This window comes from Paenimyroides ceti, from assembly GCF_030409925.1.
In genome coordinates this window covers 1,836,744-1,855,898 of the sequence record NZ_JAUFQU010000001.1, presented here as the reverse complement: position 1 = coordinate 1,855,898, position 19,155 = coordinate 1,836,744, and the positions used below count along the sequence as shown (strand labels likewise).

The following is a 19,155-nucleotide window of genomic DNA, read 5'->3' as shown; positions in this document are numbered from 1 at the left end:
ACTATAAAATTGGTTTAAAACGTTCGTTGAAATAATCTGTAATATCGTCCCCGTACTCTCTAAAATGGTGTTCAAGAATGTTGTCGATATAAGAATAGAGTGTAGTCTTTTCTTCTCTTGTTAATTGTACTATACGTAACAACCTTTCGTGATATTCTGGACGAATGTAAACGACCTTTCCGTTTCGACCTGAAGGAAAACGATTGACCAGAAATGTTTCCTCATAATCTGCTTTTTTGGATGGGCTGTTTCGGGCTTTTTCTTTGGGTTTGGGCTTTGTTGCCTTAGATGTTTCGGGTTGTTGATTATTTTGAGGCGGAACAACAGGCTCATCGCCACTTATGATGTTCATCAAATAATCCTCATCAACATCGGGCTTTTTAAAATCGTTGTTTTTGTTGTCTGAACTCATTGTCTAATTCTTTTATAGATGCGTTATTTTTAAAAATTCCTCTACAAACAGATCCATTCTCGTTGCCTTCAACAGTTGTGTTTCGGCAGGCAGCAAACTTGATCTGAACACGTAGTTGCTTGTGTCGTCCGTTTCCTTACGAAAACGCTTGCTATCCATTATTCTTGTTTCCATAATAGGCAGGTTAAGTTCTTTGATAACACTTTGATACGCCTCATACAAACCAGTTTTTTCTCTGCCATCCACTTGGTTCCAGAACAGCCAAAGCTCCTGGTTATCGTTGCCCTCAACAGTTTTTGGAAGTTCAAGAAAGGCTTTGGTGAAGCCCAACGTACTTTCCACGACCAAACGGTCGGCGGTTATGGGTGAGAATATAAAATCCATCATTTTCAAGGTCGTCAATACACCTTTGGTATTGGCTGTTCCCGGCAGGTCGAAGAAAATAACATCCGGTACAACTGCCGACTGTTCTACATATTCCGAAGCTCTTTCCAACGCATTTTCAGCCTTGCTTTTGATAATTGGATATGCCTTTTTGTTAATAGTCTGAAATTGCTTCATTGCCACCTTTTTGTGGTACTCATTCTGCATTATGGTTTTCTTGTCCCGCTCACGCATATTGGTCAGGCTGTGTTGCGGAAAGTCACAATCCATTACCAAGACATTATAACCTAACCGGTAGTGCAACACACTCGCCAGTAAGGTGGTCATCGTAGATTTTCCCACACCGCCTTTTTGGGTGGAGAAGCTGATTTTTAAAGTTTTCCTTGTTGTTTCCATTATTTAAAAATTTATTGTTATATACTTTACTTATTTAGCAGGTTTGTATAGTCCTGTATTTGAATATGCCCGCATTACCAAATTCCCGCATTACTTCTTTGGTGTTTTCCTGTACGGCTTTTTGCTTTCCTTACAGCCTTGTCGGGTAAATTCTTTGGCAAGTGGTAAGGCTTACAAAAGGTAAAATGCTTTACCGCTTTTATGCTTTTACACTTTTATAGTTGTATGCCTTTAAAACTTTATGCTTTTACGCCAAATTGACTGTTTGCAAACCTGTTTTTCTTCTTTGTTGTAATACAATTTTTACTGCCTGCACTAAAACCGTACGGCAAATAAAACGAATAACTTATCCGCTCTTTGATGCGTGGCAGTGTTTGGCGTTCAAAGGCAGTGTTTGGCACTGTTGAACAGTGCAATCCTTTCGTAAAGAGGCTTTACTTTGTGTAATGAATTTTATTAACGGATTTATGCAAAAGTATCTCGACAAAATGGACACGACACAGGACGGCATCGAGCCGTTTTTCCCTGTTAAATTTAATCCGTCCCGCAGGGCGGATTTTTGTGTTCATCAGAACACGGCAAGTTGTGTTTTGAGGCACTCTAAATAGAATTTAGTGCCTCAAAACAACTTGCCCTTTGCAGGGGGCAGGAAAACCTCCGAAGTCGGCTTTTCGTGTAGATTATAAATGGATTAGTGATGAATGAGAACAATAACAGAAAACAGAATAAAGGCGGTCGCAAGCCAAAGCTTAACCCAAGCGTACACCGCCACGTTTTCCGTCTTACGGACGAGGAAAACGCCAAACTTTTATCGCTTTTTGAAGCATCGGGAATGCCCAATAAAGCAAAGTTTATCATTTCGCAGGTGTTTGGAAAAGAAATGAAATCGGTCAAGATTGATAAAGGAACGGTCGATTATTATATGCGACTGACTTCATTTCACAGTCAGTTTCGGGCAATAGGTGTCAATTATAATCAGATTGTAAAGCTGTTGTACCGTCATTTTTCGGAGAAAAAAGCCGCTGCATTTCTTTACAAATTGGAAAAACAGACGGCAGAAATGGCAATTTTATGTCAAAAAGTTATTCAGCTAACCGAAGAATTTGAAGCCAAACACCTGAAAAAACAGCGTGAAAAATGATAGCGAAAATCGGAAGAAGCGAGAATCTGTACGGTGCCTTGGCATATAATAATCTGAAAGTGGAAAAGGAAAACGGACAAATTCTGTTTACCAATAAGATAATTGAAACGCCAAGCGGAGCATATACCGTTTCTCAATTAACCCAATCTTTTGAGCCGTACCTTATCGCAAATCGCAATACGCAATATCACACCTTGCATATTTCGCTCAATCCCGACCCGAAAGATAAAGTTAGCGATGACAAGTATCGGGAAATGGCACAAGAATATATGCGGGAAATGGGTTACGGCGAACAGCCTTTTGTGGTCTTCAAACATACCGATATTGACCGTAGTCATATCCATATCGTATCGGTCTGCGTGGACGAACAGGGCGTGAAAATTTCGGATAGTTTTGAGAAAATGCGGTCTATGAGTGTATGCCGTGAACTGGAAAGAAAACACGGTCTGATACCCGCAACGGACAAAGAACGTAATCACAATGATAAGGTTTTTCGTCCGGTGGATTATCGGGCAAGTGATATAAAAAGTCAGATTGCTTCGGTCATTCGCCACTTGCCGAACTATTATCAATACCAAACTTTGGGAGAATACAATGCTTTGCTTTCCCTGTTCAATATTACCACCGAGAAAGTGGAGGGAGAATTACACGGAAAGGCACAGCAGGGTTTATTGTACATTCCATTGAATGAGAAAGGCGAAAAAGCAGGACATCCGTTCAAGGCTTCGTTTTTCGGAAAGAACGCAGGGCTTCCGGCTTTGGAATTGCATTTTGCGAAATGCAAAACAACCCTGAAAGATACCGCAACCAAACAGACTTTAAAATCAGCCGTTACCATTGCCCTGCAATCAACGGTTGACGAATTGAGCTTTAAAAAACAGTTAGGCGAGCAAGGTATCAATGTAGTGATACGCAGAAACGATACCGGACGAATTTACGGTATGTCGTTCATTGACCACAACTCTAAAAGCGTTTGGAACGGTTCACGATTGGCAAAAGAACTTTCTGCCAATACCTTTAATGATTATTGGAACAATAATATCAAAGCGGAGATTAAAGAGCCAGTTGCACCCCTACCAAAATTGTCCAAACCAACTGATACGGAGGATTTACCTGCGGAAGAACCACATCATTTGTTCGACTTCTTAAATACTGAAAAACACGAAGACGGTTTGATAGAAGCCTTTGGAGGTTTGCTCATACCTGAAGCACAGGGGGAAGATTACGAGGAACAGGATTTTGCTAATAGGATGAAGAAAAAGAAAAGAAGACTATAGTAAGTCATCTTTTGGAATTAAAATCTGCTTTTAAAACGATTTGTTAAATTGTATTTTAGCATTTGCTTAAATAAACGAATTAACTATATTTGCACTATGGGTAATAATTCTTGTATACGTCAACAAGCAGACATTGAACAAATAAACCGCTGTAAAGACCGGGTTTTAGAGCTTAACGATTCGTTTGATTATTTATCGAATGGGCTTGAATTGGCAGGAAATACCGTAAGACTTAAAATTCTCTTCCTACTTTACGAAGAAAAACGACTTTGTGTTTGCGATATAAGCGACGTTCTTGGAATGACAATCTCGGCAGTTTCACAACATTTACGAAAACTTAAAGACCGTAATCTAGTAGAAACAGACAGGGAGGCCCAAACTATTTTTTATTCATTGACCAAGGAATATGAAAAATTGCTAAAACCGTTTTTTAAAATACTTGACGAAAACAAAATTTTAGAAACATTATGAAAACAAACAACAAACTTATCGGCGCAGGACTTTTGACTGCAATTGCAGCTTCACTTTGTTGCGTTACACCAGTTTTGGCTCTCATTGCAGGAACAAGCGGACTTGCCTCCACTTTTTCTTGGCTTGAATCTTTCAGACCGTATTTTATCGGTTTGACAATTTTGGTTCTTGGTTTTGCTTGGTATCAAAAGTTAAAGCCTAAAAAGCAAATTGATTGCAATTGTGAAACAGCAGAAAAACCAAAATTCATTCAGTCGAAAACGTTTTTAGGAATTGTAACATCATTTGCAATAGTAATGCTTGCTTTTCCATATTATTCAAGTGTTTTCTACCCAAAGACAGAAAAGCAAATCATAATAGTGGACAAATCCAATATTGAAAAAGTAGAATTTACGATTAGCGGAATGACTTGTGCAAGTTGTGAAGAACACATAAATCACGAAGTGAATAAATTGATAGGGATTGTCAATCTAAAAGCTTCTTATGAAAATGGAAATACAATCGTAGAGTTTGACAACTCGAAAACAAATATTTCTGAAATTGAAAAAGCAATAAACTCAACAGGGTATTCTGTAACCGCGAAAAATTAAAATTAAAATGGAAATCAAATTGCAATCAATAATCACTTGCCCCAACTGCGGACACAAGAAAGAAGAAACAATGCCGACAGATGCTTGCCAATATTTTTACGAATGTGAAAAGTGCAAACATGTTCTTAAACCAAAGCAAGGCGACTGTTGTGTTTATTGTAGTTATGGAAATGTTCCTTGTCCACCTATTCAGCAAAACAAAAAATGTTGCTAACGGGTATAAAACAAAAGAAGGTCGATATAACTAAAGTATTTTTATTTTACTACCTATAAATATTACTATATAAAAGGGGTATAGAAGCTATACCTCTTATGACCCAGCCGAACCCTGCCACTCACCGCCATCCACTACCACTTTTCCAAAGCCAATCTTTATAGTCTTTAAATTCACGCCCGAACATTAAAATTAAAAATAATGCAAGGAGAAGACGATTTAAGAGGCTTAGCCAAGATTATGGCTTTTATGCGAGCAGTAAGCATCATTATAGTATTGATGCACTTGTATTGGTTCTGTTATGGGTTCTTTATACACCGTGGTTGGACATTGGAAATCATCAACAAAATATTAGGGAATTTCAATCGAACGGCAGGATTGTTTGAACACACTTTATACACCAAAATTTTCGCTATGGTATTGCTGGCTTTGAGCTGTTTGGGAACCAAAGGCGTTAAGAATGAGAAGATAACCTGGACTAAAATTTATCTGGCTTTAGGGATTGGCTTTGTTCTGTTTTTCCTAAACACACCTTTATTAAAGCTATCACTATATACCGCCACATTTCTGTATATCCTTACCACAGGATTAGGCTATATCGCCTTAATGGTCGCAGGCGTTTGGATTAGCCGTTTGCTCCGCACCAACTTGATGGACGACGTTTTTAACAATGAAAACGAGAGCTTCCAACAGGAAACCAAACTAATGGAAAACGAGTATTCTGTCAACCTGCCCACAAAGTTTTACTACAAAAATAAATGGAATGACGGTTGGATAAATATTGTAAACCCATTTCGGGCGACGATTGTGTTGGGGACTCCGGGTTCTGGTAAATCGTATGCCGTCGTTAACAATTATATCAAGCAACAAATTGAAAAAGGTTTTTCGATGTATATCTACGATTTCAAGTTTGACGACCTTTCTACTATTGCTTATAATCATTTATTGAAACATCAGGATAAGTACGAAATAAAACCAAAGTTCTACGTCATCAACTTTGACGATCCACGCAAGAGCCATCGTTGCAATCCGCTCAATCCAGATTTTATGACTGACATATCCGATGCTTATGAAGCCGCTTACACGATTATGTTGAACCTCAACAGAAGCTGGATACAAAAACAAGGAGATTTCTTTGTCGAATCTCCAATTATTCTTTTAGCGGCTATCATCTGGTTTTTAAAAATTTACGAGAATGGTAAGTATTGCACCTTTCCACACGCCATTGAATTGCTGAATAAAAAGTATTCGGATGTATTTACCATTTTAACTTCGTATCCTGATTTGGAAAACTATCTTTCACCATTTATGGATGCTTGGCAAGGCGGAGCACAAGACCAGTTGCAGGGACAAATTGCATCGGCTAAAATCCCTTTGTCACGAATGATATCACCGCAGTTGTATTGGGTTATGACAGGCGATGATTTTTCATTGGACATCAACAACCCGAACGAGCCGAAGATTTTGTGCGTGGGTAACAATCCCGACCGTCAAAATATCTACTCCGCAGCTTTGGGCTTGTACAACTCCCGAATTGTCAAGCTCATCAATAAGAAAGGACAATTAAAGAGTTCGGTTATTATAGATGAGTTGCCCACGATTTATTTTAGAGGGTTGGACAATCTTATCGCAACGGCGAGAAGTAATAAGGTGGCTGTGTGCTTGGGCTTTCAGGACTTTTCGCAGTTGATACGTGATTACGGCGATAAAGAAGCTAAAGTTATTCAAAACACCGTAGGTAATGTATTCAGTGGACAGGTTGTAGGAGAAACGGCAAAAAGCCTTTCGGAACGTTTTGGAAAAGTATTACAGAAACGTCAAAGTATGACGATAAACCGTAATGATAAATCAACTTCTATTTCTACACAATTAGACAGCCTTATTCCGGCTTCCAAAATTTCAACCTTAACGCAGGGTATGTTTGTCGGTTCTGTATCGGATAATTTTGACGATCGTATCGAACAAAAGATATTTCACGCAGAAATCGTGGTCGATAATGAAAAGGTAGCCGCCGAAACAAAAGCCTATCAAAAGATACCGCAAATCCTATCCTTTGTAGATGAGCAAGGCGAGGATAAAATGAAGCAGGAAATTGAAAGCAATTACCGTCAGATAAAATCAGATATTCTGCATATCGTCGAAAGTGAAATGGAACGGATTAAGAATGACCCGAACTTACAGCATTTGATACAGCAAGAGTAATAAAGGTACAAGTGGAAATTTTTAGTATAGACTAAAAAATATTGGCGATACTTCTTCTTAAATTTAGTATGGAGTGTCGCCAATATTGTTTTGAACAGTATGTAAAACAAATATTCAGAATGAAAAAGGATATTATATAAAATAGTAATTATTCAAAACAATGCAATGCCATTGCATTACTTTTTTACTAACTTTGCAAAAGAATATGAAAGTCTTTTTTTCCATATTGGCAATTTATATGATGGCGGTATTTTTAATGCCTTGTACCGATATGTATGAAAAGGAGAGTTTTCAAAACCATAACCATTCAGAAGAATTAGCCCATAAAGCAAGCCACGACCATCAGGAAAAACCTGATATGTGCAGTCCGTTTTGTTTATGCGGTTGTTGTGGAATGGTGTCGGGCATAGTGCTTCAATGGAATGTATATAACTTAGTTAAGAAGACCTTTGACTTGTCTAAGGCCAAAGTTTACTATAAATCTATCTTTATATCCCTCTATCTGGGAGAAATTTGGCAACCGCCAAAGATTAATGCATAATTTTTAATGTTTAAATGATTACAGCTTAATGCTAACAGCGTTAGCTTGGTTTTTAGGGTATTTATATTCCCTAAAAACATAATCATTATGATTTTATCATTATTTATCCATCATTAATCATCACAAAAAGTGTTAAATAACATTATAAAATTCTCTATAAAGAATAAGTTCATTATAGGATTAATGACCTTATTACTCATCATTTGGGGGGTATGGAGTGCCACGAAAATCCCCATTGATGCCCAACCTGACATTACAAACAATCAGGTTCAGATTATTACCCTGTCACCAACATTAGCAGGACAGGAGGTGGAGCAACTGGTTACATTTCCTGTAGAGCAAAGTATTGTCAATCTTCCCAAAGTAGAAGAAATAAGAAGTGTTTCGAGGTTTGGACTATCTGTTGTAACCGTAGTGTTTCAAGACAATGTCGATATTTATTTTGCAAGACAGTTGGTAAGCCAACAGCTGAAAGAAGCACAAGACCAGATACCTGATGGAGTTGGAACGCCTGAACTTGCTCCTGTCAGTACAGGTCTTGGCGAAGTGTACCAATACATTCTCCATCCCAAACAAGGAAGCGAAGATAAATATTCTGCAATGGATTTACGGACAATGCAGGATTGGATTGTCGCCAGACAACTTTACGGTACTCCGGGAATTGCAGAAGTTAATAGTTTCGGCGGTCTGCTCAAACAATACGAGGTATCCGTTGACCCTAACCGCATCAAAGCGATGGACGTCAGTATCTCCGATATTTTTACTGCACTCGAAAACAACAACCAAAATACCGGAGGCGCTTATATTGATAAGAAACCCAATGCATACTTCATTCGGGGAATTGGTTTAGTCACTTCACTGGAAGATGTAGGTAATATTGTTGTTAAAAATACGGAAAGTGTTCCGGTATTCATCAAAGATGTAGCAAAAGTACAATTTGGTCACGCTACCCGATACGGAGCAATGACCTATAACGGCGAAGTAGATGCTGTGGGAGGTATTGTAATGATGCTCAAGGGAGAAAACACTGCTACGGTCGTAAAAAACATCAAAGAAAAAATACCGGTTATCCAACAATCTCTACCCGATGATGTGGTCATAGAACCTTATTTGGATAGAATGAACCTGGTAGATAGAGCGATAAGTACTGTCGAAAAAAACCTAATTGAAGGTGCATTAATCGTAATATTTGTATTGATTATCTTCTTAGGGAATTTCAGGGCAGGTTTAATCGTCGCATCAGCTATACCGTTATCAATGCTTTTTGCATTGGGAATGATGAGGTTATTTGGCGTAAGTGCCAACCTGATGAGTTTGGGAGCTATTGATTTCGGATTGATAGTGGACGGTTCGCTGATCGTTGTTGAAGCCACAATGCACCATTTGGGCTTACGGAAATCCACTCAAAAACTTACGCAGGCAGAAATGGACGAGGAGGTGTATGAATCTGCAAGAAAAATCCGTACGAGTGCAGCATTTGGAGAAATCATTATCCTCATTGTTTATATTCCTATCCTTACTTTGGTCGGCATAGAAGGAAAAATGTTTACGCCAATGGCGCAGACCGTAAGTTTCGCCATTTTGGGAGCTTTGATTTTGTCCTTTACCTATATCCCGATGATGAGTGCCTTGTGTCTGTCTAAAAAACCGATTACCAAAAGGAATTTTTCAGACAAAATGATGGACTATCTTCAAGGGGTTTATAAGCCTTTGTTAGAAAAAGCCATTCGGATAAAATATGTGATTATTGCGGTTGCCGTCGGACTTTTTACCATTAGTATATTCCTTTTTTCACGGATGGGCGGAGAGTTCCTGCCAACATTGGGCGAGGGCGATTTTGCTTTCCATTGTATTTTGCCGCAAGGAACATCCTTAAGCCAAAGTCTGGAAACCTCTATGCAGGCATCTAAGATAATCAAGGAGTTTGACGAAGTAAAAATGGTTGTAGGAAAAACGGGGGCTGCCGAAGTACCGACAGACCCGATGCCGCCCGAAGCGACCGACCTGATGATTATTCTTAAACCACAGGACGAATGGAAAACAAAGAAATCGTATGACGAACTTTCCAATGAAATGATGGAGAAACTCGAAGTTATTCCCGGTGTATTCTTTGAAGCCAACCAGCCGATACAGATGAGGTTTAATGAACTGATGACGGGTATCAGGCAAGATGTAGCTGTGAAAATATTCGGAGAGAACCTCGACAGTTTGTTGATTTATGCCAATAAAGCCAATGCCATTATTCAAACGGTAGAGGGTGCAACCGCTCCGCAGGTAGAACGGATAGCAGGTCTTCCACAGATTAATATCGAATACGACCGTACCCGAATAGCCAACTATGGCTTGAATGTACAGGAGATAAACGATATTGTCAGTACTGCGTTTGCAGGTAAATCAGCAGGCGTGGTTTATGAAAATGAGCGTAGATTTGATTTGGTGGTACGGCTTGATGAAGAACACCGCAGTTCTATTGAGGATGTGAGCAATCTGTTTATTCCACTTCCAAACGGAGAGCAGGTTCCACTTTCGCAGGTTGCCAACATTGACTATAAATTAGGTCCTGCACAAATCAGCCGTGAAGGAGGAAAACGAAGGATATATGTCGGATTTAATGTACAAGGGCGGGATGTAGCAAGTGTTGTAGAAGAAATTCAGGATAAGTTGGCTGAACAGGTTAAGCTACCGACAGGATATTATTTTACCTATGGCGGTCAGTTTGAGAACCTCCAAAAAGCTACTGACAGATTACTGATTGCAGTACCTATCGCCCTGCTTTTGATTTTTATCTTATTGTACTTCACGTTTCATTCGTTCAAGGAAGCCGTTTTGGTCTATACAGCTATCCCGATGAGTGCCATTGGAGGTGTGTTTGCCCTATTGTTGAGGGATATGCCATTCAGCATATCAGCAGGTGTAGGGTTTATCGCTTTGTTTGGTGTTGCTGTTCTGAACGGGATTGTACTGATTTCCACATTCAACAGATTGGAAAAAGAGGGTTGGAACGAGATTATCCCGAGAATTATCGAGGGGGCTAAAACAAGACTAAGACCCGTATTAATGACAGCGTCGGTAGCAAGTTTAGGTTTCTTACCGATGGCATTGAGTACAAGTGCGGGTGCAGAAGTACAAAAACCGTTGGCAACGGTCGTTATCGGCGGATTGATGTCAGCAACGGCATTGACGTTATTCGTACTGCCTTTACTATACCTCGTATTTATGAGAAATCATAAGCCTACAAAAAATAATAAAATGAAAGCCATAACACCTATATTGTTACTGTTTACGTTCTTAGGCTTTTCTCAAACCAGTAATGCACAAAATCCTGTAAACGTAGATAGAGCTATCGAAATAGCTATGGAAAATAACCCTCAGCTCCGTTCCAAAAAATTGGAGATTCAATCTACCCAAAGTTTGAGTAAGACAGCATATGAGCTACCGAAAACCGATTTAAATTTCCAATATGGGAATACAGATGGATTTGAGTACAATGACGGTTTCCAAATTTCGCAGACTATACCCTTTCCAACACTTTTTGGGGTAAAGAAAAACCTTGTCAAAGAGCAAGTCAAAGGGCAGGAATGGTCAAAGGCTCTGACAGAAAATGAGCTAAGAAAGCAGGTAAGAACATATTATTATCAGTTAGCGTATCTGGAACATAATGCTTCGGTATTGAAGTATTTGGATAGTATTTATGCAGACTTTATCCGTGTGGCGGAGCTGCGTTATAAAACAGGAGATATAGGGCGGATAGAAGTCAGTACGGCTGTTACCAAAAAGGGGGAAATCAATATATTGCTCCAGCAAAATGAGGTCTTCAGGCAAAATGCCTATCAGAATCTTAAAAACCTGATGCAGACAAAGGAAGATTTTGCCATTGAACCCAAATCAGACTATGAACCATTACTTTTGACTTCTTTCATAGACAGTTCAGCTATTGAAAACCACCCAAGCATCCAGCTATTGTATCAGGAGGCTAAAATCGCTGAACAGAACAAGAAGTTGGAACGGGCAAACAGCCTGCCTGATTTTACGTTCGGTTATAATAATATATCGCTGATAGGAATGCACAGTAGAAACGGCGTGGAACAATTTTACGGCAGAGGACAGCGGTTCAGTTTTGTTGATGTAGGCATAACCATTCCACTCTTTACTACGACCAGAGCGAAAATCCGTTCCCTTGATTATCAAAAACAATCATTGGAACTGAATGCCCAATGGCAACAACAGCAGCTAAAAACGGAGTTGGCAAATGCCCTGAAACAATATGAACAGAATGTTTCACAGTTTACCTATTTCAAGGAGCAGGCACTTCCGAATGCTGATGAAATCATCAATGCGGCAAAGTTAGGGTACAGTACCGGAGATATTTCTTATGTGGAGTACCTCTTTGCCTTGCAGACAACAACCGATATTCAGCTTAATTATCTAAAGAGCATACAGCAAATCAATGAGGCTGTAACGCTTATTCATTCATTAATCAGCAAATAATACAAAATATGAAACGTATCATCAATAATATAGTTTTCAGCGTTTTTGTCCTCGTAGCAATCTTTGCTTTGAACGCCTGTACAAATAAACATACGGAGGACGACGGACATAATCACGGTAGCGAAGCAGCAGCAACAACGGACGAACACGAAGAAGAAAACGTTGCGGTACTGACCGATGAACAGATAAAAGCTGTAGGTATCGAAATCGGGATGATTGAACAGAAACAATTGTCCGCAACATTGAAAGCCAACGGTGGATTGAGAGTACCCAACAGCAACAAGGCAAATGCAACTTCAATGTTTGGCGGCGTTATCAAATCCCTCAATGTGGAGATAGGCGATTTCGTAAAAAAAGGTCAGGTCATCGCCACTATTTCCAATCCGGAATTCATACAATTACAGGAAGAATACCTAAGCATCAATAGCAGGATAGAATTTGCAGAGCAGGAAGTTGCAAGACAAAGAGAGCTGAACGAGGGAAATGCAGGTGCAAAGAAAAACCTGCAAAGTGCCACATCTGAATTGAACACGTTGAGAACACGAAAAGCATCGTTACAACAACAAATCCAAATGATGGGCATTAATCCGGCTTCCCTGTCAAATTCCAGCCTTAAATCCTCGTTGGTCGTTACAAGTCCGATAGGCGGTACGGTAAGTAACGTTTTTGCCAAAATCGGAAGCTATGTAGATGTGTCTTCGCCTATTGCCGAAATAATAGAGAACACAGCATTGCACTTGGACTTACAGGTTTATGAAAAAGATATTCCCCTAATCAAAATAGGTCAGAAAATAGATTTTGTCGTAACCAACAACCCCAATAAGACCCATTCTGCCGAAGTTTATAGTATAGGTTCATCTTTTAGCGGAGAGAGCAAAACCATTGCCGTTCACAGCAGAATTACCGGAGATAAAACAGGATTGATTGACGGAATGAGCATAACCGGAAATGTAAGTTTAGATGATGTATTAAGTACGGCTGTACCCAACGAAGCGGTTGTCAATGCAGACGGGAAATATTACATCTTTTTGGTCAAGGAGCAGGAAGAAGAACCGCACGACCATAAAGAAGATGAGGCTCACGACCACGGTTCGGAAAATGGAACTCAATTTACAAGAATGGAGGTCGTTAAAGGTGCTTCTCAATTGGGTTACACGGCGATAACGCCTGTAAATGAAATTCCACACGGTACACATATCGTGATAAAAGGTGCGTTTTTTGTGAATGCAAAAATGAATGATACCGGAGAACACGGTCACGCTCACTAAAATGGTATATAATGAAAAAAAGCATTGAACAAAAGCTGTTGTCAAAGAACACCAATCCGACCAGTATGCGGATATTGGTATATGATTTCTTGGAGCAACAGCAGACAGCGATGTCCTTATCTGAAATCGAAAGTCATTTCTATAAAGCAGACAGGGTTACGATTTACAGGACTTTGAAAACTTTCGAGGAAAAAGGCATTGTACACAGTATTCAGGAGAACACTACCGTTAAGTATATTTTGTGTCACGATGGGGGTGATGAAGAAACACACAAAGATTGGCACTTACATTTCTATTGTAAAATCTGTAAACAGACAACCTGTAAGGAGGATTTTATAATACCGCAGAATGGAAACCAAAATTACCGTATTGACGAAATAAAACTATTTGGTAAAGGTATTTGCGAGAACTGTTTAAAGGAGAGTTTGCAATAGCATTGCAGGCTCTTCCTGTGTATCTTTGTCATAAATATAAATGTGTTATGGATAACTATCTTAAAGAAACAAAAATCCTTGACTACTCAAACGTTTCTATACAAGAGCTATTGGAACAAAGAGGGTGGAAAGATTTGGGCAATGTTTCAAGAGTTAAAGCCATTTACAATTTTGTCAGGGATGAAATAAAATTTGGCTACAATGTTTCGGACGATATACCTGCATCAGAAATATTGCAGGATGGCTATGGACAGTGCAATACCAAAGCGACTTTGCTAATGACGTTATTAAGAGCAACGGGAATACCTAACCGCATTCACGGTTTTACCATTGACAAAGCCTTGCAAAAAGGAGCTATTACGGGTATTTGGTACAAACTTTCGCCTCAAAACATCTTACATAGCTGGGTAGAAGTATGGGTAAATGAACAGTGGTATTTTTTAGAAGGTGTGATTTTGGATAAACCCTATCTCACCAAATTGCAGGAGCAGAACAGCGATTGCAAAACCACATTTTGTGGTTTCGGGGTTTATACCGATAATTTTGAGAACCCACCGATTGAATGGAACCTCAACAATACGTTTATTCAGGATAAGGGCATCAATCAGGACTTTGGCGTTTTTGATACACCCGATGAATTTTATTCTAAGCATCAGCAAAAGCTAAATGCGTTAAAGCGATTTGTTTTTCAGTATATCGTGAGGTATATAATGAATAATAACGTAGAAATAATAAGAAATAAAAGTGTAACGAACCTAAAAAATTAAAGGCTATGACAAATACAGACAAAAATCATAAGCATACGTATGATGCACAAGGCAAAATGACTTGTTGCACGCTGGAAGAAAAAATTTACACCGAAGCAGGTGCAAAAGAGCTGGTAAATGAAAAGCATCAACACGACCACGGCGATGATGAAGGACACGACCACAGTCATAGTGAGAGTAGTCCAATTAAAATGTTTTTGCCGAGTATAATATCATTGGTATTGTTGCTTGCTGCCATAGCATTTGATCATTGGCTTCCACAGCAATGGTTTACGGGTTGGGTAAGGATTATTTGGTATGTGGTTGCGTATGCTCCCGTTGGGTTTCCTGTATTGACAGATGCCGTGAAAAGCATCAGAAAAGGGGAAATCTTTTCAGAGTTCTTTTTAATGGGCATTGCCACCATCGGGGCATTTGCCATTGGCGAATATCCCGAGGGCGTTGCCGTGATGTTGTTTTATGCTGTTGGAGAAGTTTTTCAGACAATGGCGGTTTCCAGAGCCAAAGCAAATATCAAATCATTGCTCGACCAAAGACCTGATGAGGTAACGGTTTTAAGAAACGACCAACCCCTAACTGTAAAGGCGGAAACCGTGAATATCGGCGAAATAATACAATTGAAACCGGGAGAAAAATTAGGTTTGGACGGAGAATTATTGTCTGAAACGGCATCGTTCAACACCTCAGCACTCACAGGCGAAAGCAAACCCGACACCAAAGCCAAAGGCGAAACGGTTTTGGCAGGTATGATAAACCTTAATACCGTTGCACAAGTGCAGGTCACAACCGCATATATGGATAGTAAGTTGAGTAAAATTTTGGAATTGGTACAAAATGCTACTTCACAAAAAGCACCAACGGAATTATTTATCCGCAAGTTTGCGAAAATATATACCCCTATAGTGGTACTGTTAGCGGTCGCTATCTGTGTGCTGCCTTACTTTTTCGTAGCTGATTATGAGTTTAGGGATTGGTTGTACAGGGCTTTGGTATTCTTAGTTATTTCTTGTCCTTGTGCCTTAGTAATCAGTATTCCATTGGGTTATTTCGGTGGCATTGGAGCAGCGAGCAAAAACGGAATACTGTTCAAAGGAAGTAACTTTTTAGATAGCCTTTCCAATATCCAAAATGTGGTAATGGATAAAACGGGTACAATGACAGAGGGTGTTTTCAAGGTTCAAGAAGTGGTATTTGACAAAGCGTTCAATCAAGATGAAATTTTGCAATTGGTCAATGTATTGGAAAGCCACAGTACGCACCCCGTAGCGACAGCTATTCACGAATACGTGGGGGAACTGGATAATACAATCCGCTTAGAAAATACAGAGGAAATTGCTGGACACGGGCTGAAATCAACCGTAAATGGTAAAGACTTGTTGGTTGGAAATTTCAAGCTGATGAACAAGTTTGGAATACAATACGACTTAGATCCGAACAGCATCGTTTATACGACCATTGCCGTTGCTTACGATAACAAATTTGTCGGTTACATTACGATTGCCGACAGTATCAAAGAAGATGCAGAGAAAACCATCCGTTTATTGCATAAACTCAATGTGAAAGCAACTATGCTTAGCGGAGATAAAAGTACAGTGGTAAAGTATGTAGCGGAGCAGTTGGGGATAGATAATGCTTTTGGGGATTTATTGCCCGAAGATAAAGTAAACAGGGTTAAAGAAATTAAAGCCAAAGGCGAAAGCGTTGCTTTCGTCGGCGACGGCGTGAACGATGCTCCCGTTGTGGCGTTGAGCGACGTAGGTATCGCAATGGGCGGTTTGGGAAGCGATGCCACTATTGAAACGGCAGATGTGGTCATACAAGACGATAAGCCGAGCAAAATCCCAATGGCAATCAATATTGGAAAAAAGACAAAGAAAATCGTTTGGCAAAATATCACATTGGCATTTGTGGTAAAAGGAATTGTATTGGTGCTTGGTGCAGGTGGATTGGCTACAATGTGGGAAGCCGTTTTTGCTGATGTGGGCGTGGCGTTATTGGCTATTCTTAATGCGGTACGAATACAGCGGATGAAATTTTAAAGGACGTCAATTTATAAGTATTGAAAAGAAAACAGAAAATACGCAAAAAGAAATATATAAAGGTATTCAACCGAAGCGACTTAATGTCTTTGGACATCAGTGACGACAACCTTGTTGATGTAAGAACCATTTAAGTAGGTTGAAGTATGCTTCTGAAAACCCCGTAACCGGGCGTATGGGTGTATTCAATATGGGACGAAATATCAGTGTTAAATTAATAATGAATTTCTGATTCGATATTATTGAGTGAAAGATTTAAAAGAACGCTAGCAGGAAATGTAACTGACACTATAATGCTCATGGAATAAAAATAAATGGCGGATAAGAGAAACTTATCTGCCATTTATTTCAAAAAAAACGAACCGGTTTGAAAAATACCATTATCTTTGCAATAGTTTTTTTGTTTTTTACATGTTAAAAAGGATAAACATATTAATGATTATATGCTTATTGGGCTTTTTTATAATCCCAATGCAATCCTATGCGTGTAAATCGCATTCCAAAGAAATTGTTATCAAGGAGAAGTCATGTTGCAGTGCCAACAAGCAGCATCATTCAGAAGATCAATGTGAGAAAGACTGCTGTAAGTCTAAGGATGACACGAGCAATGAATGCTCTGGAAATTGTGGACCTACGTCCTGCCACAGCTCTTCTAATAGTTTTTCTGCAACACCCCCATTTTTTAGGAACGCTCAAAATCCTGTTTTTTCTAAAAGTAAAAAATCATACCCTTTATACAAAGAACCCTTTTATTCTACAGGGGAATCTTCCATTTGGCAACCGCCTAAAATAAGTTAAATTAGTACTGTATAGCCATAGGTGTGCGAAATCGGTTGATTTTGCACCTATCCGCAATACATGTTTTATTAAAAGCCAGATCTGGCTTTTGATTATTTACCATTTTTAATACTTAATAAGGTTCCAAATGAAATCAATATCAAAAATATTGATGGTAATCACCGTATTACTATCCGCAGCAAACAGCTTTGCGCAAAACCAGAACGAGCAACATCACAACCATGGTGGAACAGCTCAAGCAAAGAATATTCCATCACAAAATTTATCACAATTACATGCCGTATTTGACAAGTATTTTTCCATAAAAGATGCTTTGGTAAACGCAGATGTAAATATAGCATCTTCAAATGCTACTGAATTAGCCACAGTTATTAAAACAGTGGATATGGGTGAACTTTCTCCCAAAGAGCATACCGTATGGATGAAGGTCATGAAGGAACTGTCTTTAAACACAGAAAACATCTCGAAATCGAAAGACGTCGTAAAGCAACGGAGGGCATTTGCCCTACTTTCTAAGAATGTCTATGAATTGGCAAACGCATCAAAGCAAAAAACAACTATGTACTACCAAAACTGCCCGATGTACAACGATGGCAAAGGTGCAACTTGGTTAAGTAAAAGTACGGATATCAAAAACCCGTATTACGGTTCAAAAATGCTGACCTGCGGTAGTACTATTGAAAAATTAAATTAGTCAGCCATTATGAGATGTCTATTGATTGGGATCGTTACTTCTATTGTAGTCATATTTAGTTCATGCAACAATAACCCTACACTAAAGGTGCAAGACAATACATATACTTCAAAAAGCTCAAATACAAATACCCGTGACCACAATGCCTTTGAAATGGGCGATGTAGTTCCGTCGGAAGAGGTATGCATGGTCAACAATGAATACATGGGCAAAAAACAATTTGAGGTAAATTTTGAAGGAAAAATATATTACGGATGTTGCCAGATGTGTAAAGAACGTATTCCAAAAGATCCTTCTACACGCGTTGCCATAGATCCATTTTCCAAAAAGCAGATAGATAAAGCGACTGCTATAATAGCAATTACGGGCAACAACGGGGAAGTATCATATTTTGAAAATAATACTACATATACAAATTACATAAATCAATTTTAATTATTAAAAACAGAAATCATGACAATGAAACATTTATTTGTAGGCTTACTAGCCTCATCCGTATTGACCTTGGCAGCATGCAATGGCGCTTCTGAGAAAAAATCAGAAAGCGACGTCCATACTGAAACAACGGTATCCAACGAAAGCAACGCTGCAAGCGACCAGGGAACTTTTTCGGAACTTTTTTCCCATTACGAGCACCTGACTTTTGCTTTGTCTTCCAATAATGATAAAGAAGCCGCAAATGCAGCTAAAGGCATGCTGGAAGCACTCCCCAAGATTAATACCGAGGGCTTTAGTGCAGAACAGAAAAGCACCTTCGATGACATCGCTGCTGATATTCAGGAACATTCGGAGCACATAGGTGATAACATAGGCAATATCGCTCATCAAAGAGAACATTTAGTGATCCTGAGCAAGGATTTTTACGATATCGCAAAAGAATTCGGCACCGAAAAGCCCATGTACAAGATTTTTTGCTCGATGTACGATGACAACAAAGGAGCATACTGGCTAAGCGACAGCAAAGAGGTCAAAAACCCTTACTATGGTGAAGATATGCTAACATGTGGTGAAGTTCAGGAAGAACTGAAGTAAAAACTCT

The 19,155-nt window shown here is 39.2% G+C and carries 21 protein-coding genes; 18 read left to right on the top strand and 3 right to left on the bottom strand.

The genetic code is table 11. The features are described 5' to 3' along the window. Position 1 precedes the first annotated feature (1 nt). A complete protein-coding gene (locus tag QW060_RS09140; protein ID WP_091100921.1) occupies positions 2-412 on the bottom strand; it encodes a DUF3408 domain-containing protein in 411 nt (136 codons plus the stop codon). Positions 413-424: 12 nt separating this feature from the next. After that, a complete protein-coding gene (locus QW060_RS09135; protein ID WP_091100917.1) occupies positions 425-1,192 on the bottom strand; it encodes a ParA family protein in 768 nt (255 codons plus the stop codon). Between the two features lie 43 nt (positions 1,193-1,235). Here QW060_RS09135 and QW060_RS09130 point away from each other — a divergent pair, with 43 nt between their 5' ends. Continuing rightward, positions 1,236-1,376 carry a hypothetical protein gene (locus tag QW060_RS09130; protein WP_290363298.1) on the top strand — a complete coding sequence of 47 codons (141 nt, stop codon included), beginning with the start codon at positions 1,236-1,238 and terminating at the stop codon, positions 1,374-1,376. Between the two features lie 55 nt (positions 1,377-1,431). Here QW060_RS09130 and QW060_RS09125 read toward each other — a convergent pair whose 3' ends face one another. Beyond that, the gene (locus tag QW060_RS09125) at positions 1,432-1,608 is read right to left on the bottom strand and encodes a hypothetical protein (RefSeq protein ID WP_290363297.1); all 177 of its coding nucleotides are present in this window, start codon (positions 1,606-1,608) and stop codon (positions 1,432-1,434) included. Between QW060_RS09125 and QW060_RS09120 the strand changes: the two genes are divergently transcribed. The 17 genes from QW060_RS09120 to QW060_RS09040 all read left to right on the top strand — a co-directional run bounded on the left by QW060_RS09120 (position 1,603) and on the right by QW060_RS09040 (position 19,148). After that, entirely contained in the window at positions 1,603-1,800 is a 198-nt protein-coding gene (locus QW060_RS09120) for a hypothetical protein (RefSeq protein WP_290363296.1), read from the top strand. The two genes, QW060_RS09125 and QW060_RS09120, sit on opposite strands and share 6 nt — an antisense overlap. An 89-nt stretch (positions 1,801-1,889) precedes the next feature. Next, the gene (mobA, locus tag QW060_RS09115) at positions 1,890-2,333 is read left to right on the top strand and encodes a conjugal transfer protein MobA (RefSeq protein WP_091100914.1); all 444 of its coding nucleotides are present in this window, start codon (positions 1,890-1,892) and stop codon (positions 2,331-2,333) included. Continuing rightward, positions 2,330-3,610 (top strand): conjugal transfer protein MobB, encoded by a 1,281-nt coding sequence (mobB, locus tag QW060_RS09110; RefSeq protein ID WP_290363295.1) that lies wholly within the window; start codon positions 2,330-2,332, stop codon positions 3,608-3,610. Before mobA ends, mobB begins: the two co-directional genes overlap by 4 nt. A gap of 96 nt (positions 3,611-3,706) precedes the next feature. Then, on the top strand, positions 3,707-4,081 hold the full coding sequence (locus QW060_RS09105; protein ID WP_290363294.1) for an ArsR/SmtB family transcription factor: 375 nt from the start codon (positions 3,707-3,709) through the stop codon (positions 4,079-4,081). Further along, the gene (merTP, locus tag QW060_RS09100; protein ID WP_002993200.1) at positions 4,078-4,671 is read left to right on the top strand and encodes a mercuric transport protein MerTP; all 594 of its coding nucleotides are present in this window, start codon (positions 4,078-4,080) and stop codon (positions 4,669-4,671) included. The genes QW060_RS09105 and merTP overlap by 4 nt, the downstream gene beginning before the upstream one ends. A gap of 7 nt (positions 4,672-4,678) precedes the next feature. Continuing rightward, the gene (locus QW060_RS09095) at positions 4,679-4,885 is read left to right on the top strand and encodes a GDCCVxC domain-containing (seleno)protein (RefSeq protein ID WP_002993202.1); all 207 of its coding nucleotides are present in this window, start codon (positions 4,679-4,681) and stop codon (positions 4,883-4,885) included. Between the two features lie 201 nt (positions 4,886-5,086). Continuing rightward, a complete protein-coding gene (mobC, locus tag QW060_RS09090; RefSeq protein WP_290363293.1) occupies positions 5,087-7,087 on the top strand; it encodes a conjugal transfer protein MobC in 2,001 nt (666 codons plus the stop codon). A 205-nt stretch (positions 7,088-7,292) separates the two neighbouring features. Continuing rightward, the gene (locus tag QW060_RS09085) at positions 7,293-7,628 is read left to right on the top strand and encodes a DUF6660 family protein (RefSeq protein ID WP_209023052.1); all 336 of its coding nucleotides are present in this window, start codon (positions 7,293-7,295) and stop codon (positions 7,626-7,628) included. A 129-nt stretch (positions 7,629-7,757) separates the two neighbouring features. Further along, positions 7,758-12,116, top strand: a complete 4,359-nt coding sequence (locus QW060_RS09080; protein WP_094258246.1) for a CusA/CzcA family heavy metal efflux RND transporter — start codon at positions 7,758-7,760, stop codon at positions 12,114-12,116. 8 nt (positions 12,117-12,124) lie between these two features. Beyond that, a complete protein-coding gene (locus QW060_RS09075; RefSeq protein WP_094258247.1) occupies positions 12,125-13,384 on the top strand; it encodes an efflux RND transporter periplasmic adaptor subunit in 1,260 nt (419 codons plus the stop codon). 11 nt (positions 13,385-13,395) lie between these two features. Beyond that, the gene (locus QW060_RS09070; RefSeq protein ID WP_290363292.1) at positions 13,396-13,818 is read left to right on the top strand and encodes a Fur family transcriptional regulator; all 423 of its coding nucleotides are present in this window, start codon (positions 13,396-13,398) and stop codon (positions 13,816-13,818) included. Beyond that, positions 13,785-14,585: a transglutaminase-like domain-containing protein gene (locus tag QW060_RS09065; protein ID WP_237219449.1), complete on the top strand. Its 801-nt coding sequence runs from the start codon at positions 13,785-13,787 to the stop codon at positions 14,583-14,585. The genes QW060_RS09070 and QW060_RS09065 overlap by 34 nt, the downstream gene beginning before the upstream one ends. Positions 14,586-14,590: 5 nt before the next feature. After that, positions 14,591-16,624, top strand: a complete 2,034-nt coding sequence (locus QW060_RS09060) for a heavy metal translocating P-type ATPase (protein WP_094258249.1) — start codon at positions 14,591-14,593, stop codon at positions 16,622-16,624. A 481-nt stretch (positions 16,625-17,105) separates the two neighbouring features. Then, positions 17,106-17,417, top strand: coding sequence for a hypothetical protein (locus tag QW060_RS09055; RefSeq protein ID WP_002993211.1), 312 nt, complete (start codon positions 17,106-17,108; stop codon positions 17,415-17,417). A 132-nt stretch (positions 17,418-17,549) separates the two neighbouring features. Next, positions 17,550-18,116 (top strand): DUF3347 domain-containing protein, encoded by a 567-nt coding sequence (locus QW060_RS09050; RefSeq protein WP_232046363.1) that lies wholly within the window; start codon positions 17,550-17,552, stop codon positions 18,114-18,116. Between the two features lie 9 nt (positions 18,117-18,125). Continuing rightward, positions 18,126-18,551, top strand: coding sequence for a hypothetical protein (locus tag QW060_RS09045; protein ID WP_002993214.1), 426 nt, complete (start codon positions 18,126-18,128; stop codon positions 18,549-18,551). A gap of 18 nt (positions 18,552-18,569) precedes the next feature. Beyond that, positions 18,570-19,148: a DUF3347 domain-containing protein gene (locus tag QW060_RS09040; RefSeq protein ID WP_290363291.1), complete on the top strand. Its 579-nt coding sequence runs from the start codon at positions 18,570-18,572 to the stop codon at positions 19,146-19,148. Positions 19,149-19,155 lie beyond the last annotated feature (7 nt).

Bases quoted from the DNA above. Each gene is read 5' to 3' on its own strand.
- QW060_RS09085 (WP_209023052.1), top strand. From the start codon at position 7,293: ATGAAAGTCTTTTTTTCCATATTGGCAATTTATATGATGGCGGTATTT.
- QW060_RS09060 (WP_094258249.1), top strand. From the start codon at position 14,591: ATGACAAATACAGACAAAAATCATAAGCATACGTATGATGCACAAGGC.
- mobB (WP_290363295.1), top strand. From the start codon at position 2,330: ATGATAGCGAAAATCGGAAGAAGCGAGAATCTGTACGGTGCCTTGGCA.
- QW060_RS09140 (WP_091100921.1), bottom strand. From the start codon at position 412: ATGAGTTCAGACAACAAAAACAACGATTTTAAAAAGCCCGATGTTGAT.
- QW060_RS09040 (WP_290363291.1), top strand. From the start codon at position 18,570: ATGACAATGAAACATTTATTTGTAGGCTTACTAGCCTCATCCGTATTG.
- merTP (WP_002993200.1), top strand. From the start codon at position 4,078: ATGAAAACAAACAACAAACTTATCGGCGCAGGACTTTTGACTGCAATT.
- QW060_RS09045 (WP_002993214.1), top strand. From the start codon at position 18,126: ATGAGATGTCTATTGATTGGGATCGTTACTTCTATTGTAGTCATATTT.
- mobC (WP_290363293.1), top strand. From the start codon at position 5,087: ATGCAAGGAGAAGACGATTTAAGAGGCTTAGCCAAGATTATGGCTTTT.
- QW060_RS09075 (WP_094258247.1), top strand. From the start codon at position 12,125: ATGAAACGTATCATCAATAATATAGTTTTCAGCGTTTTTGTCCTCGTA.
- QW060_RS09070 (WP_290363292.1), top strand. From the start codon at position 13,396: ATGAAAAAAAGCATTGAACAAAAGCTGTTGTCAAAGAACACCAATCCG.
- QW060_RS09105 (WP_290363294.1), top strand. From the start codon at position 3,707: ATGGGTAATAATTCTTGTATACGTCAACAAGCAGACATTGAACAAATA.
- QW060_RS09050 (WP_232046363.1), top strand. From the start codon at position 17,550: ATGAAATCAATATCAAAAATATTGATGGTAATCACCGTATTACTATCC.
- QW060_RS09095 (WP_002993202.1), top strand. From the start codon at position 4,679: ATGGAAATCAAATTGCAATCAATAATCACTTGCCCCAACTGCGGACAC.
- mobA (WP_091100914.1), top strand. From the start codon at position 1,890: ATGAATGAGAACAATAACAGAAAACAGAATAAAGGCGGTCGCAAGCCA.
- QW060_RS09135 (WP_091100917.1), bottom strand. From the start codon at position 1,192: ATGGAAACAACAAGGAAAACTTTAAAAATCAGCTTCTCCACCCAAAAA.
- QW060_RS09055 (WP_002993211.1), top strand. From the start codon at position 17,106: ATGCGTGTAAATCGCATTCCAAAGAAATTGTTATCAAGGAGAAGTCAT.